Origin of the sequence: Bradyrhizobium sp. CCBAU 11430 (genome assembly GCF_028128855.1) — a bacterium.
GTDB classification, from domain to species: domain Bacteria; phylum Pseudomonadota; class Alphaproteobacteria; order Rhizobiales; family Xanthobacteraceae; genus Bradyrhizobium; species Bradyrhizobium ottawaense.
The window spans coordinates 103,401-118,699 of record NZ_LBJV01000060.1 but is presented as its reverse complement, the minus strand read 5'-3'; the positions used below and the strand labels follow the sequence as shown (position 1 = coordinate 118,699).

General features: G+C 65.4%; 11 protein-coding genes and 1 riboswitch. Of the genes, 5 read left to right on the top strand and 6 right to left on the bottom strand.

Annotated elements, in window-relative coordinates; all coding sequences use genetic code 11:
- Window positions 1–137: 137 nt before the first annotated feature.
- On the bottom strand, window positions 138–338 hold the full coding sequence (locus XI04_RS20330) for a hypothetical protein (protein WP_028142815.1): 201 nt from the start codon (window positions 336–338) through the stop codon (window positions 138–140).
- A gap of 299 nt (window positions 339–637) precedes the next feature.
- Here XI04_RS20330 and recA point away from each other — a divergent pair, with 299 nt between their 5' ends.
- Window positions 638–1,726 carry a recombinase RecA gene (gene recA, locus XI04_RS20325; RefSeq protein ID WP_028142816.1) on the top strand — a complete coding sequence of 363 codons (1,089 nt, stop codon included), beginning with the start codon at window positions 638–640 and terminating at the stop codon, window positions 1,724–1,726.
- Window positions 1,727–1,830: 104 nt separating this feature from the next.
- The gene (locus XI04_RS20320; protein WP_246554666.1) at window positions 1,831–2,676 is read left to right on the top strand and encodes a hypothetical protein; all 846 of its coding nucleotides are present in this window, start codon (window positions 1,831–1,833) and stop codon (window positions 2,674–2,676) included.
- A 257-nt stretch (window positions 2,677–2,933) separates the two neighbouring features.
- Here the strand turns inward: XI04_RS20320 and gcvP are convergent, their stop codons facing one another.
- The 3 genes from gcvP to gcvT are packed head-to-tail and all read right to left on the bottom strand — an operon-like array spanning window position 2,934 to window position 7,346.
- On the bottom strand, window positions 2,934–5,801 hold the full coding sequence (gene gcvP, locus XI04_RS20315; protein WP_095425280.1) for an aminomethyl-transferring glycine dehydrogenase: 2,868 nt from the start codon (window positions 5,799–5,801) through the stop codon (window positions 2,934–2,936).
- 17 nt (window positions 5,802–5,818) lie between these two features.
- Window positions 5,819–6,187 carry a glycine cleavage system protein GcvH gene (gene gcvH / locus XI04_RS20310; protein ID WP_038948077.1) on the bottom strand — a complete coding sequence of 123 codons (369 nt, stop codon included), beginning with the start codon at window positions 6,185–6,187 and terminating at the stop codon, window positions 5,819–5,821.
- A 10-nt stretch (window positions 6,188–6,197) separates the two neighbouring features.
- Window positions 6,198–7,346, bottom strand: a complete 1,149-nt coding sequence (gcvT, locus tag XI04_RS20305; RefSeq protein ID WP_095425255.1) for a glycine cleavage system aminomethyltransferase GcvT — start codon at window positions 7,344–7,346, stop codon at window positions 6,198–6,200.
- A 144-nt stretch (window positions 7,347–7,490) separates the two neighbouring features.
- Window positions 7,491–7,581, bottom strand: a riboswitch (glycine riboswitch).
- 233 nt (window positions 7,582–7,814) lie between these two features.
- On the opposite strand from gcvT, the gene alaS reads away from it, so the two are divergent.
- Window positions 7,815–10,496 (top strand): alanine--tRNA ligase, encoded by a 2,682-nt coding sequence (gene alaS, locus XI04_RS20300; protein ID WP_271611140.1) that lies wholly within the window; start codon window positions 7,815–7,817, stop codon window positions 10,494–10,496.
- 4 nt (window positions 10,497–10,500) lie between these two features.
- Window positions 10,501–11,727 carry a cyclic nucleotide-gated ion channel gene (locus XI04_RS20295; protein WP_271610345.1) on the top strand — a complete coding sequence of 409 codons (1,227 nt, stop codon included), beginning with the start codon at window positions 10,501–10,503 and terminating at the stop codon, window positions 11,725–11,727.
- A gap of 4 nt (window positions 11,728–11,731) precedes the next feature.
- Here the strand turns inward: XI04_RS20295 and XI04_RS20290 are convergent, their stop codons facing one another.
- Together XI04_RS20290 and XI04_RS20285 are read right to left on the bottom strand one after the other, a co-directional pair.
- Window positions 11,732–12,232 carry a DUF3455 domain-containing protein gene (locus XI04_RS20290; protein WP_038948072.1) on the bottom strand — a complete coding sequence of 167 codons (501 nt, stop codon included), beginning with the start codon at window positions 12,230–12,232 and terminating at the stop codon, window positions 11,732–11,734.
- Between the two features lie 96 nt (window positions 12,233–12,328).
- Entirely contained in the window at window positions 12,329–13,543 is a 1,215-nt protein-coding gene (locus XI04_RS20285) for an NADP-dependent isocitrate dehydrogenase (RefSeq protein ID WP_028142824.1), read from the bottom strand.
- Between the two features lie 349 nt (window positions 13,544–13,892).
- On the opposite strand from XI04_RS20285, the gene XI04_RS20280 reads away from it, so the two are divergent.
- On the top strand, window positions 13,893–15,092 hold the full coding sequence (locus tag XI04_RS20280) for a TrmJ/YjtD family RNA methyltransferase (RefSeq protein ID WP_038948071.1): 1,200 nt from the start codon (window positions 13,893–13,895) through the stop codon (window positions 15,090–15,092).
- Window positions 15,093–15,299: the final 207 nt, after the last annotated feature.

Genomic DNA, 15,299 nt, shown 5'->3' with positions numbered 1-15,299 from the left:
TGCGGTCCCATCCTGGAGAAGGCTCGAGACCGCGAAAAGGTTCGGTGCCGCAGGATTGCGGAATTCTGACGGCGGCCGGCGGCTGCGTCTTTGATGAGCGTCAGCTTCGGCCGGGGAATGACGTTGCGACAGCCCTGCTATTTCGGCGGTTGCAGCCCGGGGGATATGACCCAGTCGTGCAGATGATTGGCGACATCGGCCTGGCGGGCCTTCTTGAGCAGGGCGTCCCGCTCGGGCCCGGGCGGAAGCCTGGCGGCCTCTTCCTGGACCTGCTTCACCCATGCGGAGAGCCGGTCTTGAAGGGTCAACTGCTGCTTGAAACGTCGCCGCTTGAGCATGGCGCGCTCCTTTTCATGCGATGAAGGCGGGAGCGCAATCGGCGTTCTCGTCACCGATAGTGGCCACGGTTGGGGCGGTGATGGCCCATTGAGGACCATTAACGGGAGCCGCGTCTGTCCAGTTGTGTGCACAACGCGAATGGGGAGGGGGACGTGGCGATGCTCACGGACAAAGCCTCAAATCCGCAAAAGAACATATTGCGAACCTAGAACAAATAGGGTACGTTGCTTTTATCGACGAGCCGCCTCGCCAATCGTTTGTCCCTCACGCGAATCCTCGCCATAAGGAGCACGACCCAATGTCCGCCACTGCCCTGCGTATCGTCGAAGGATCTTCCATGGACAAGAGTAAAGCTCTGGCCGCCGCGCTCTCTCAGATCGAGCGCCAGTTCGGCAAGGGCTCGGTGATGAAGCTCGGCAAGAACGACCGGTCCATGGACATCGAGGCGGTGTCGTCAGGCTCGCTCGGGCTCGATATCGCGCTCGGCATCGGCGGCCTGCCGAAGGGGCGCATCGTCGAGATCTACGGGCCGGAATCCTCAGGAAAAACCACGCTGGCGCTGCATACGGTGGCCGAAGCGCAGAAGAAGGGCGGCATCTGCGCCTTCATCGACGCCGAGCACGCGCTCGACCCGGTCTATGCGAGGAAGCTGGGCGTCAACATCGACGAGCTCCTGATCTCGCAGCCCGACACCGGTGAGCAGGCGCTGGAGATCTGCGACACGCTGGTGCGGTCGGGTGCGGTGGACGTGCTGGTGATCGATTCGGTCGCGGCGCTGGTGCCGAAGGCCGAGCTCGAGGGCGAGATGGGCGATGCGCTGCCGGGTCTGCAGGCCCGCCTGATGAGCCAGGCGCTGCGCAAGCTGACGGCCTCCATCAACAAGTCCAACACCATGGTGATCTTCATCAACCAGATCCGCATGAAGATCGGTGTGATGTACGGCTCGCCGGAAACCACCACCGGCGGCAACGCGCTGAAGTTCTATGCCTCGGTCCGCCTCGACATCCGCCGCATCGGCGCGATCAAGGAGCGCGACGAAGTTGTCGGCAACACCACGCGCGTCAAGGTCGTCAAGAACAAGCTGGCGCCGCCCTTCAAGCAGGTCGAGTTCGACATCATGTACGGCGAGGGCGTCTCCAAGATGGGTGAGATCCTCGATCTCGGCGTCAAGGCCGGCATCGTCGAGAAGTCAGGCGCCTGGTTCTCCTATGACAGCCAGCGTCTCGGCCAGGGCCGCGAGAACTCGAAAGCGTTCCTGAAGGCCAACCCCGACATCACCGCCAAGATCGAGACCTCGATCCGCCAGAACTCCGGCCTGATCGCCGAGCAAATTCTCGCCGGCACGCCGGAGCGCGACGCCGACGGCGAGGAGCCGGCGGACGAGTAAGACCTAACGCGAAAGTTTTTCGCGAGGAGCGGGCGCTGAAGACGTTGAGTTGCCGACGTCGTCAGTGCCCGTTTCGTTTTGCGTAAGGGTGAGGTGCGCCGACGATGAAGCGTGTGATCCTGACCAGTTCGGCGGGCGTCGGTCTTGCCCTCGCCGATCGCGCCGACATGGTCATCCCGTTCATCTATCGCTTCGTTTCGGGGCCACTTCCGACGGCTGACCACCTCATCCGCTATCTCGGCTGGCGGGAGTCCAGGACGTGGGTCGACCAAATGCACTGGTCGGATTGCGTCCCCGTGCGTCAGTCGCCCCTCATCAGGCGCCAGGATCGAGCCGGTGCCCTGCTCTGGGTCTGCAAGAATTACGGGGTCGATCTCATTGAACTGTGGTTCGACCCCGAACCCAACAGTCAATTGCAGCTGATCTGGATCCTCAATTACCTGCGTTTCGAGCCGTCACTTACTGAGAGTCTGAGACTACGACTCGTCGATTTCGATCTGCGCGGAGCAGATCCCTCAGAGCTTCGCCATCGTGACGTGAAGCAGTTCGATATCGCGGAAAGCGATCTTGAAAGCGCGACCCTCGCGTGGGAGGCCTATCGCGCGCCGACGCCCGAGCTCTGCGTTGGGCTGCTCGATAGGCCGCTCGGCAAGCTGTCTTTCCTGAAACCGGCCATGGAAGACCTGCTCTCAGAACTGCCGTCGCCGGGGCGACCGAGACGCGGCTTCTCGAACTCATCGCAAGCGGACGCAGTCGCACCGATGAGCTGTTTCGGTCAGGCACCTCTGAGGCTCGTGTGTTCGATCCGTGGGAGTTGGGCGCGCTGCTCGAAGGGCTCGCATTCGGCCCTGCGCCAGCGGTTGCGGGTCTGGACGGCAAGCTGGCGACACTCGATCCGGACAACGCGCGCGGTCGCAACGCCGCCTTTCGCCGGAGCCGGCTGTCGCTGACGGAGTTTGGCAAAGCAGTTCTGGATGGTCGGGAGGATTTTCGCCGTCACAATCCGATTCGGCGCTGGTGGGGCGGTACGTTGCTGACCAATGATCGACTGTGGCGGTGGGAGGCGGAGAGTCGCTCGTTGATCGCGCCTTAGGTCAGGAGCCGTAGGGTGGGCAAAGGCGCGTAAGCGCCGTGCCCACGATCTTTCACATCATGCAGGCGGTGGGCACGCTTCGCTTTGCCCACCCTACGAGACCTCCGTCGCGTCTTACTCTGCCGCCTCCGCGTAATCGCTCACCGGCGGGCAGGAGCATACCAGGTTGCGGTCGCCATAGACGTTGTCGACGCGCCCCACCGGGCTCCAGTATTTGTCGGTGCGCGAGGTGCCCGCGGGGAAGCAGCCTTCGGCGCGGGTATAGGCGCGCTTCCAATCGTCATCCGCGATGTCGTGCACGGTGTGCGGAGCATGGCGCAGCGGTGACGCCTCGATCTTGAAGCGGCTGGCCTCGACCTCGGCGATTTCTTTCCGGATCGCGATCATGGCATCACAAAAACGATCCAGCTCGGCCTTGGATTCCGATTCGGTCGGCTCGATCATCAGCGTGCCCGGCACCGGGAAGCTCATGGTCGGCGCGTGGAAGCCGTAGTCGATCAGGCGCTTGGCGATGTCGTCGACAGTGACGCCGCTCGTATTCTTCAGCGGACGGGGATCGACGATGCACTCATGCGCGACGCGGCCCTTCGCATTCTTGTAGAGCACCGGGAAGTGGGGATCGAGCCGCGCTGCGATGTAGTTGGCGTTGAGGATCGCGATCTCGGTGGCGCGCTTCAGGCCTTCACCGCCCATCATCAGGATGTAGATGTAGGAGATGGTGAGGATCGAGGCCGAACCGAACGGCGCGGCCGAGACCGGGCCGACCGGTGCGTCGCCTTGGGTCGCCGGATGACCCGGCAGGAACGGCGCCAGATGCGCCTTCACGCCGATCGGGCCCATGCCGGGGCCGCCGCCGCCATGCGGGATGCAGAAGGTCTTGTGCAGGTTGAGATGGCTGACATCGGCGCCGTAATCGCCGGGCCTGCTAAGGCCGACCTGCGCGTTGAGGTTGGCGCCGTCCAGATACACCTGGCCGCCATGGCCGTGCACGATGTCGCAGATCTCGCGGATGTGCTCCTCGAACACGCCGTGCGTCGAGGGATAGGTGATCATGACCGCAGCGAGATCATTGGAATGCTTCTCGGCCTTTGCGCGGAGATCATTGACGTCGACGTCGCCGTTCTTCTCGCAGGCGACCACCACCACGTCCATGCCGACCATCGCGGCCGAGGCCGGATTGGTGCCGTGGGCGGAGGAGGGGATCAGGCAGATCTTGCGATGGCTTTCGCCGCGCGCGGCATGGTAGCCACGAATGGCAAGAAGTCCCGCATATTCGCCCTGCGCGCCCGAATTCGGCTGCAGCGAGATGGCGTCATAGCCGGTGATGTCGCACAGCCATTTTTCCAGCCGCGCGAACAGCGCGTGATAGCCCTTGGCCTGCTCGCGCGGGACGAACGGATGCAGCGAGCCGAACTCCGGCCAGGTCAGGGGCATCATCTCGGTGGTCGCGTTCAGCTTCATGGTGCAGGATCCCAGCGGGATCATCGCACGGTCGAGTGCGAGGTCGCGGTCACTGAGCTTGCGCATGTAGCGCAGCATCTCGGTCTCCGAGCGATGCGCGTGGAAGACGGGATGGGTGAGGAATGAGGTCGCGCGCTTCAGCGCCTCCGGCAGCGCCTCGCGCGTGGTCGCCTCTAACTCGGCATAGGCCAGCTTGCCGCCGAAGGCGCGCCAGACCGCTTCGACCGTCGCGGGCGTCGTGGTCTCGTCGAGCGCGATGCGCAAGCTGGTGGCGCCGACGCCGAGATTGATCTTCTCGGCCGCCGCGCGCGCGACGATCTCGGCTCGCCTGGCGCCGGCATCGACGCTGATCGTGTCGAAGAAGTTCTCGCCATCAGGCGCGAAGCCGAGCTTGCGCAAGCCGCTCGCGAGCACGGCGGCGCGGCGATGCACATTGCGGGCGATCTGCGTCAGCCCTTCGGGGCCATGATAGACCGCGTACATCGAGGCGATCACGGCCAGCAGCACCTGCGCGGTGCAGATGTTCGAGGTCGCCTTCTCGCGGCGGATGTGCTGCTCGCGGGTCTGCAACGCGAGGCGATAGGCCGGCATCCCGCGGGAATCCACGGAGAGGCCGACGATGCGGCCGGGCAGCGAGCGCTTCAGCGCATCGCGCACCGCCATATAGGCCGCGTGCGGTCCGCCATAACCCATCGGCACGCCAAAACGCTGCGCCGAGCCGATCGCGATGTCGGCGCCGAGCTCGCCGGGCGAGGCGAGCAGCGTCAGGGCCAGCAGGTCGGCGGCCACGATCGCGAGCGCGCCCTTGGCCTTCAGCGTTGCGATCGCGGGCCTGAGGTCGCGCACCGCGCCCGAAGAGCCCGGATATTGCAGCAGCGCGCCGAGCACGTCGGCCTTGTCGAGATCGGTGAGGGGATCGCCGACGATCAGGGTCCAGCCCAGCGGCTCGGCGCGGGTGCGCATCACAGCGAGCGTCTGCGGATGCACGTCCTTGTCGACGAAGAAGGCTTGCGCCTTGACCTGCGAGTGCCGCTCCGCGAGCGCCATCGCTTCGGCCGCGGCGGTGGCCTCGTCGAGCAGCGAGGCGTTGGCGACGTCGAGCCCGGTGAGGTCGCAGATCATGGTCTGGAAGTTGAGCAGCGCCTCCAGCCGGCCCTGGCTGATCTCGGGCTGGTAGGGCGTGTACGCCGTGTACCAGGCCGGGTTCTCCAGGATGTTGCGCTGGATCACCGCGGGCAAAATCGTGCCGGAATAGCCTTGGCCGATCAGCGAGGTGAAGACCTGGTTCTGGGCTGCGAGTTCGCCCATATGCGCGATCGCCTCGGTCTCGCTGAGCGGCTTGCCGAGATCGAGCGGGGCGGCCTGCCGGATCGAAGCCGGCAGTGTCTCCGCCATCAGGGCGTCGACGCTCTTGGCGCTGACGGTTTCGAGCATGGCGGTGACATCGCGCGCCGACGGGCCGATATGGCGGCGAACGAAGCTGGCGGCGGTGTCGCCGTTGGTCTTGCGGTGCGCGGTCATCGCTTGCTCCATCGTCCTTAAGCCGTGTGCGCCTTGTAGGCGGCTTCGTCCATCAGGCCGCCGAGTTCGCTTCTGTCGGCCATCTTGATCTTGAAGAACCACGCCTTGCCTTGCGCGTCCGAGTTCACCAGCGCCGGCTCGGCTGCGAGCTCGGCGTTGGTCTCGAGCACTTCGCCTGTCACGGGTGCGTACACATCCGAGGCCGCCTTGACGGACTCAACCACGGCGGCGGCTTCCGCCTTCTTCAGCGCGCGGCCGACCTTGGGCAGTTCGACGAACACGACGTCGCCGAGCTGCTGCTGGGCGTAATCGGTGATGCCGACGGTGGCGACGTCGCCCTCGATGGCGAGCCATTCATGGTCGGAGGTGTACAGCGTCGTGGTCATTCTCGAATCCTCAGCGTTTGTAGGTGTTCTTGACGAAGGGCATGGCCGCGACAGCGACCGGCAGACGCTGGCCGCGCACCTCGGCGAAGAGTTGTGTGCCGAGCGCGCTCGATGCGGTGGGCACATAGCCCATCGCGACCGGCGCATTCAGGCTTGGGCCGAAACCGCCCGATGTGACTTGTCCGATCGGCTCGCCGCCCGCGCTGTCAGCAAACAGCAGCGCGCCCTCGCGCACCGGCGCGCGTCCCTGGGCGAGCAGGCCGACGCGGCGGCGGGCCGCGCCGTTGTCGAAATGGGCGAGGATTTTTTCGGCACCGGGAAAGCCGCCGGCGCGCGCGCCGCCGCTGCGGCGGCTCTTCTGCACCGACCATTCCAGCGCGGCCTCGACCGGCGTGGTCGCGGTGTCGATGTCGTGGCCGTAGAGGCAGAGCCCGGCTTCCAGCCGCAGACTGTCGCGGGCGCCCAGGCCGATCGGCAGCACGTCGGGGTTTTCGAGCAGCGCTTTGGCGAGACGTTCGGCATCGGCCGCGGGAACCGAAATTTCAAAACCGTCCTCGCCGGTGTAGCCGGAGCGTGAGACGAAACAGTCGAGGCCGGCAACCTTGCGGGGACCGGAATCCATGAACTTCATGGCGGGCGCCTCTGCACACAATTTCGCCAGCGCCGCCTCGGCCCTCGGCCCCTGCAGCGCGATCAGCGCACGGTCTGTGAGGGAATCGATGCCGCAGTCACCCGAGAGATTCGCGCGCAGATGCGCCTCGTCGGCTTCCTTGCAGGCGGCGTTGACGACCAGGAAGAGGTGATCACCGAAATTGGCGACCATCAGGTCGTCCAGAATTCCGCCATCGGCGTTGGTGAACTGGGCGTAGCGTTGCCGTCCCGGTGCAATCGCCACGATATCCTGTGGCACCAGCCGTTCCAGTGCGCGGGCGGCGTCCTCGACCCTGCCGGATTTCGGCCTGAGCGCGATCTGGCCCATATGGGAGACGTCGAACAGGCCGGCTGCGTTGCGGGTATGGAGGTGCTCCTTCAGGACGCCTGCGGGGTATTGCACGGGCATGTCATAGCCCGCGAACGGCACCATCTTGCCGCCCAGGGAGACATGAAGCCCATGAAGGGGCGTACGTTTCAGGGAATCTTGGTCGTCGCGCGCTAGCATCACAGGGGCCCTCGGCGGTTCCCCCGGGACGATTCCCTGAGGACACCAGTCGAAGCCCCATCTGTCGCTGTGCCTGAGAGTATTATCCCGTCGGCGGGAGCCATCCGGGTCTAAACCCGTCGGCGCCTCTTTCCAGATGCTGTCAAAGCCACGCGGTCCTTTTGCCTGAGAGTTTCCGGGGCGGTTGCTCCTTCGGCGCCGGCTGCCTAAAGCCGGTCTCTCCCGACGTGGCCGTACGATACAGATGGGTACAGACCACAGGGCGGCCAAGCCTGTCAACGCGTCCGCTTGCCCTATCAACGGGATTGCAAAGGGGATTGAGCGCCTGCGGCAACCCTCTGATCTCCTTGCACAGTTTCTGGACAGCGAAGCTGGCCTTGTCTAAAAGCGCTGTGGCCCGCAGATATCAGCCTAAATGTCAGGTTTGGATGGCCTATAGCGGGTCCAAGCACACCCGATTGGATGAACATGAGCGGCGTCAACGAGATCAGGTCGACCTTTCTGAACTTCTTTGCCGAGAACGGCCACGAGATCGTGTCGTCCTCGCCATTGGTGCCGCGCAACGATCCGACGTTGATGTTCACCAATGCCGGCATGGTGCAGTTCAAGAACGTCTTCACCGGCGTCGAGAAGCGGCCCTATCAGCGCGCCACCACGTCGCAGAAATGCGTGCGCGCCGGCGGCAAGCACAACGACCTCGACAATGTCGGCTACACCGCGCGCCATCTCACCTTCTTCGAGATGCTCGGCAACTTCTCCTTCGGCGACTATTTCAAGGAGCGCGCGATCGAGCTCGCCTGGAAGCTGATCACGAAGGACTTCGGGCTCAACAAGGACAAGCTGCTCGTCACCGTCTACCACACCGACGACGAAGCGCACGGGCTCTGGAAGAAGATCGCGGGCTTCTCCGACGACCGCATCATCCGCATTCCGACCTCGGACAATTTCTGGGCGATGGGCGACACCGGCCCGTGCGGCCCGTGCTCGGAGATCTTCATCGACCGCGGTGATCACATCTGGGGCGGACCTCCGGGCTCGCCGGAAGAGGATGGCGACCGCTTCCTCGAATTCTGGAATCTCGTGTTCATGCAGTACGAGCAGGTGACGAAGGAGGAGCGCGTGGATCTGCCGCGTCCCTCGATCGACACCGGCATGGGCCTCGAGCGCATGGCCTGCATCATGCAGGGCGTCGACAGCGTGTTCGAGACCGACCTGTTCCGTCATTTGATCGATGCGACCTCGTCCGCGCTCGGGAGCGGGCCGAATGAGCAGACCGTGGCCTCGTTCCGCGTCATCGCCGACCATTTGCGCTCCTCGGCGTTCCTGGTCGCGGACGGCGTGCTGCCCTCGAACGAGGGCCGCGGCTACGTGCTGCGCCGGATCATGCGCCGCGCGATGCGCCATGCGCAGTTGCTCGGTGCCAAGGAGCCGCTGATGCATCGTCTGGTCTGGGCGCTGGTCCGCGAGATGGGCCAGGCCTACCCCGACCTGATGCGCGCGGAAAGCCTGATCGAGGAAACGCTGCGGCTGGAAGAGACCCGGTTCCGCAAGACGCTGTCGCGGGGCCTCGCCATCCTCGACGAGAAGAGCGCGTCCTTGAAAAAGGGCGACATGTTCGATGGCGACGTCGCCTTCACGCTGTACGACACCTACGGCTTCCCGCTCGACCTGACGCAGGACGCGCTGAAGTCGCGCGGCATCGGCGTCGACCAGGCTTCCTTCTCCGATGCGATGGAGCGCCAGAAGGCCAAGGCGCGCGAGTCCTGGAAGGGTTCTGGCGAGGCGGCTTCCGAAGCGATCTGGTTCCTGCTGCGCGAAAAGCTCGGCGCTACTGAATTCCTGGGCTACGAGACCGAGAGCGCTGAAGGCGTGGTCTCTGCCCTGGTGAAGGACGGTGCAGAGGTCGCCAGCCTGAAGGCCGGCGACACCGGTGCGATCGTGCTGAACCAGACGCCGTTCTACGCGGAGTCCGGCGGCCAGGTCGGCGACACCGGCGTGCTCACGGGCGAGGGCGGCATCAAGTTCCGCGTCACCGACACGCAGAAGAAGCTCGGCGATTTCTTCGTGCATGTCGGCACGGTGGAGAGCGGCGAAGTCAAGCTCGGCACCGCGCTGCAGCTCGAGGTCGATCATTCCAGGCGCTCCTCGATCCGGGCGCATCATTCGGCGACGCATCTCATCCACGAGGCGCTGCGCCAGGTGCTCGGCGACCACATCGCCCAGCGCGGCTCGATGGTTGCGCCAGATCGCCTGCGCTTCGACTTCGTGCATCCGAAGCCGATCTCGGCGGAGGAGCTGGCCCGGGTCGAGGACATCGCCAATGACGTGGTGCTGGAGAACGACGAGGTCACCACGCGTGTAATGGGCGTGGATGAGGCCCGCGAAGCCGGCGCACGCGCCCTGTTCGGCGAGAAATACGGCGATGAAGTCCGCGTCGTCTCGATGGGCCGGACCGCGCGCGAGCGCGGCGCCAACGCGCTCGGCTGGTCGGTCGAGCTCTGCGGCGGCACGCATGTGCGACGCACCGGCGATATCGGCCTGATCACGCTCACCGGCGAGAGCGCGGTCGCCTCCGGCGTGCGCCGCATCGAGGCGCTGACCGGCAATTATGCGCGCAGGCACGCCAACGAGACCATGGCGCTGGCCAAGACCGCGGCGAACGAGCTGCGCACCTCGCTCGACGACGTCCCGGCGCGCATCACCGCGCTGATGGAGGAGCGCAAGAAGCTCGAGCGCGAGCTTTCCGACGCCCGCAAGAAGCTGGCGATGGGCGGCGGCGCTTCGGCCGGCAGCAATGGCGCAGCCAGCGGCGTGCGCGAGGTCGGCAACGTCAAGCTGATGGCGCGCGCGGTCGAGGGCATCGAGATGAAGGATCTCAAGAGCCTCGCCGACGACGGCAAGAAGCAGATCGGCTCCGGCGTGGTCGCCATCGTCGGCGTCACCGAGGACGGCAAGGCCGGCATCGTGGTCGGCGTCACCGCGGACCTCACCGCGCGCTTCAACGCGGTGAACCTCGTGCGTGTCGCCTCCGAGGCGCTCGGCGGCAAGGGCGGCGGTGGCCGGCCCGACATGGCCCAGGCCGGCGGACCTGACGGAGCCAAGGCGTCCGAGGCGCTGAGCGCGATCGAAAAAGCGATGGCGGGCGCGTGAGGCCGTGCGCCCCGTTCCGCGAGGACGTGGCTCAGCCGATCCGAATTTGAGGGATCGCCTGTACGAATTGCTGGAGCACGATCCGCTGGCCTATTCAGCCGGGTCGCGCTTCATCCAGGTCATCATCGGCGTCATCGTGCTCAATGTGGCCGCGATGATCCTCGCCTCGGTGCCGAAGCTGGACGCGCAGTTCGGCGTCGTGTTCTCCGCGATCACCATTCTGTCGGTGTTCGTGTTCGCGCTGGAATATGCCGCGCGGCTGTGGACGGTGGCGGGCCACACCCAGCGCAAGGGCTCCGCGCTGTCCGACCGGCTCGGCTATGCCTTCTCCGCGCTCGGCATCATCGACCTCATGGCGTTCCTGCCCGCTTCCATCGTGCTCGCCACCGGCCGGCACGCGACGCTGGCGGCGCTCGGCGTGCTGCCGTTCTTCAAGCTGATCCGCTATTCGCCGGCGATGCGCTCGCTGCTCGCCGCCGTGCATGCCGAGCGTCGCGCGCTGATCGGCTGCATCGTCATCCTGATCGGCGCGGTCCTGACGTTCGCCTCGCTGCTCTACGCCATCGAGCGCGACGTGCAGCCGGACAAGCTCGGCACTATCCCGCAGGCGATGTGGTGGGCGATCGTGACGCTCGGCACCGTCGGCTATGGCGACGTCGTGCCGGTGACGCCGCTCGGCAAGCTGGTCTCCACCTTCGCCATCATCAGCGGCTTCGCCATGATCGCGCTGCCGGTCGCGATCATCTCAACCGCCTTTGCCGAAGAGGTGAAGCGGCGCGATTTCGTCGTCACCTGGGGCATGCTGGCGCGGGTGCCGCTGTTCTCGCATCTGTCGGCCGCGGAGATCGCCGACATCATGCGGCTGTTGCGGGCGCGCACCATCGAGCAGGGCGAGATATTGGTCCGCCGCGGCGATGCGGCCTCGTCGATGTATTTCATCACCGCCGGCGAGGTCGAGATTGCGCTGCCGAGCCAGCATGTGCACCTCACGGACGGCACCTTCTTCGGCGAGATCGCGCTGCTGCATAAGACAAAACGCAGCGGCACGGTGACGGCGACGCGCAAGACGCGCCTCCTGGTGCTCGACGCCCAGGATTTTCATGCCTTGATCGCGCGCATGCCGACGCTCGCCGACCACGTCCACACCACCGCCAAGGCGCGGCTCGCCGACAGCGGCGATCTCGCGGCGGCAGAGCTGGCGCAGGCCGAGAAGGACGACACCGACCGCTGAGCGGTCAGCCTTTCTTCAGGAAGACATATTCGGCGGAGTAGGGCGCGCTTCTGAACTCGCCGGCCTTGTCGCACGCACCGTCGAGCTTGCCGCCATGGGTGTTGATGCGCTGGACGGTGGTGACGGGCGTCAGGGTGCCGCTGCCGCGATGGGAGGTGACCTCCAGCTTCAGCCAGGGGATATCGGCAACCGTTGCGCCGGGCGCGTTGCCGATGGCCTTACCGACGACGGCGCTGCTGTCGGCAAGCTCCCAGTTGGGGCCGGCATAGTGGCGGCCGATGGTCTTGCCCTCGGACAGCAGCGTCGCGACCGGCTCGCGGAAGGCCCAGGCGAGCTTGCCGTCGGCGGCGGCCTTGCACTCATAGACTTGCACGCCCTCGGCGTGGAGGCTCACCACCACGCTCTCGCCAGGTGCTGCGATGGCCTCGGGGAGCGGCTCCGCGGCCCCGGCTGGTCCGATCAGGGCTGCGACTAGCAGGGTGGGGGCAGCAAGCTTGATGAACATGATGGTCTCCGCGAAAGCTCTCAAAAAAGAAACGGGCCGCGCTTTCGGCGCGGCCCGTGATGATGTCTGGCCCAGTCGGGCGAAATTGCGGACGGCTCAGGCCGCCAGCTCCTTGGTCAGGTTCTCGGCGACCTTGTCGAGGAAGCCGGTGGTCGAGAGCCAGCGCTGGTCGGCGCCGACCAGGAGCGCGAGGTCCTTGGTCATGTAGCCGGCCTCGACGGTGTCGACGCAGACCTTCTCCAGCGTGTTGGCGAACTTGGCGAGCTCGGCATTGTTGTCGAGCTTGGCGCGGTGCGACAGGCCACGCGTCCAGGCGAAGATCGACGCGATCGAGTTGGTCGAGGTCTCCTTGCCCTTCTGGTGCTCGCGGTAGTGGCGGGTCACCGTGCCGTGGGCAGCTTCGGCTTCCACGGTCTTGCCGTCGGGGGTGAGCAGCACCGAGGTCATCAGGCCGAGCGAGCCGTAGCCCTGCGCGACCGTGTCGGACTGCACGTCGCCGTCGTAGTTCTTACAGGCCCAGACATAGCCGCCGGACCATTTCAGCGCCGAGGCCACCATGTCGTCGATCAGGCGGTGCTCGTAGGTCAGGCCCTTGGCCTCGAATTCCTTCTTGAATTCGCGGTCGTAGATGTCCTGGAAGATGTCCTTGAAGCGGCCGTCATAGACCTTCAGAATCGTGTTCTTGGTCGAGAGGTAGACCGGGTAGTTGCGCAGCAGGCCGTAGTTCAGCGAGGCGCGGGCGAAGTCGATGATGGAGTCGTCGAGGTTGTACATTCCCATCGCGACGCCGGCGTCGGGCGCCTTGAACACTTCCTTCTCGATCACGGTGCCGTCCTCGCCGACGAACTTCATCGACAGCGTGCCCTTGCCCGGGAACTTGAAATCGGTGGCGCGGTACTGGTCGCCATAGGCGTGGCGGCCGATGATGATTGGCTTGGTCCAGCCGGGAACCAGGCGCGGCACGTTCTTGCAGATGATCGGCTCGCGGAAGATCACGCCGCCGAGGATGTTGCGGATGGTGCCGTTCGGCGACTTCCACATCTGCTTGAGGTTGAACTCCTTCACCCGGGCCTCGTCCGGGGTGATGGTTGCGCACTTGACGCCGACGCCGACCTTCTTGATCGCCTCGGCGGCGTCGATGGTGACCTGATCGTTGGTGTGGTCGCGGTACTCCATGCCCAGGTCGAAATACATCAGCTCGACATCCAGGAACGGGGTGATCAGCTTGTCCTTGATGTACTGCCAGATGATCCGGGTCATCTCGTCGCCATCGAGTTCGACGACGGGATTGGATACCTTGATTTTTGCCATGATCGGGGAAGCCTCTTGGGAACGGCGCTTTTGGCGCGCCACGGGAATATCCGCCGCCTCTTAGCACCCGGACGCGGCGGGCGAAAGCCAAGGGATTATGCACTTTTAGCTCATCCAGCTTCCCCAGACGTGGGGGCAGGGCCGCCCTGCCGCAGGACCGGATCCGAGGATCCGGAGGAGATTCAAAAGTCGATTCCAACCCGTTATTTCCCTTGAGAATTTCGTCAGGACAGGCAAACGAGGCGGACAGCGCCGGCCGGCCCAAGGACGACTTGGGAAAGGCCGGCTTGAATCAATTCCTGAGAGTGCCCTGGCAAGGCCTTGAGACGAAGAGTGAAAGCGAAACGAGATGTCGGGGACTGACAAGAGCAAGGCGGGTTTGTCCCTCGACGGTCCCATCGTGATCCTGGTCGAGCCGCAGCTCGGCGAAAACATCGGCATGGCCGCACGCGCCATGGGAAATTTTGCCCTTGGCGCCTTGCGCATCGTCAACCCCAGGGACGGTTGGCCCAACATCGCGGCACAGCGCGCCGCGGCCGGCGCCGACCACATTCTGGAAAAGGTCGAATTGTTCGAGACGGTGGAGCAGGCGGTCGCCGACCTCGACCTGCTGTTCGCTACTACCGCACGTCCCCACGACCAGGCCAAGCCGGTGGTCGGGCCGGAGGCGGCGGCCAGCGAGATCGCGGGTCACGTCGCGACCGGCGGCAGGTGCGGTATCCTGTTCGGCCGCGAGCGCTGGGGCCTGACCAACGAGGAGGTCGGGCTCTCCAACCGCATCATCACCTTCCCGGTCAATCCGGGCTTCGCCTCGCTCAACCTCGCCCAGGCCGTGCTGCTGGTCGGCTATGAATGGTTCAAGCGAGCAACGTCCGGCGAACTGCCGCACGCCATGCCGGAGCGCTCCGAGCGCGCCTCGCAGCACCAGATGCAGGCGTTCTTCGACAACCTCATCCGCGAACTCGACAAGGTGGAATTTTTGCGCCCCGCCGAGAAGCGCGACACCATGCTGGTCAACCTGCGCAACATCTTCAGTCGGATGGAGCCGACCAAGCAGGACATGCACACCCTGCACGGCGTGATCATGGCGATCGCCGAGGGACGCAAGGGCCCGGCCAAGGGAGGCGTGCTCGATGGCGAGCAGGCGACGCGCCTGCGCGCGCTTTTGGCCGAGCACGGGCAGGGCGGCGGCGTGCCCGACAGCGGCTCCACTGTGCGCGGCCTCGCCCGCCTGCTTCGCCGCAACCCGACCGACGCCGAGCGTCTGCTCTGGCAGGCTTTGACCCGCGACCGTCGCTTCGCCGGCCAGTTCAAGCGCCAGACCCCGGTCGGCCGCCACATCCCGGACTTCGTCTCGTTCCCGCATCGGATCGCGATCGAGCTGGTGAATCCGGGCGAGGGCGAGGCGATTGCCGCTGATCGCGCAGGAAGGCGGACGTGGCTCGAGGCGCGGGACTATCGGGTGCTGGAGATCCGGGCGGCGGACATCGAGCGCGATCTCGAGGCGGAGCTGGTGCGGCTGCAGGGGATGATGGAGCAGAGCACGTAGCTGTCGTCGAGCGCCGGTCTCGTAGGGTGGGCAAAGCGGCTTGTCCGCCGTAGCTCGAAGAGCGAAGGCGGAAGCTTGCCCACCTATGTCGATCGACGAAGCTCAGACAGAGGTAGTGGGCACGGCGCTACGCGCCTTTGCCCGCCCTACGAGTTGGGAGTGCCAAGAGCACACGTCGTCTAGAGAAGGCTAGCGTTGGCGTAACCA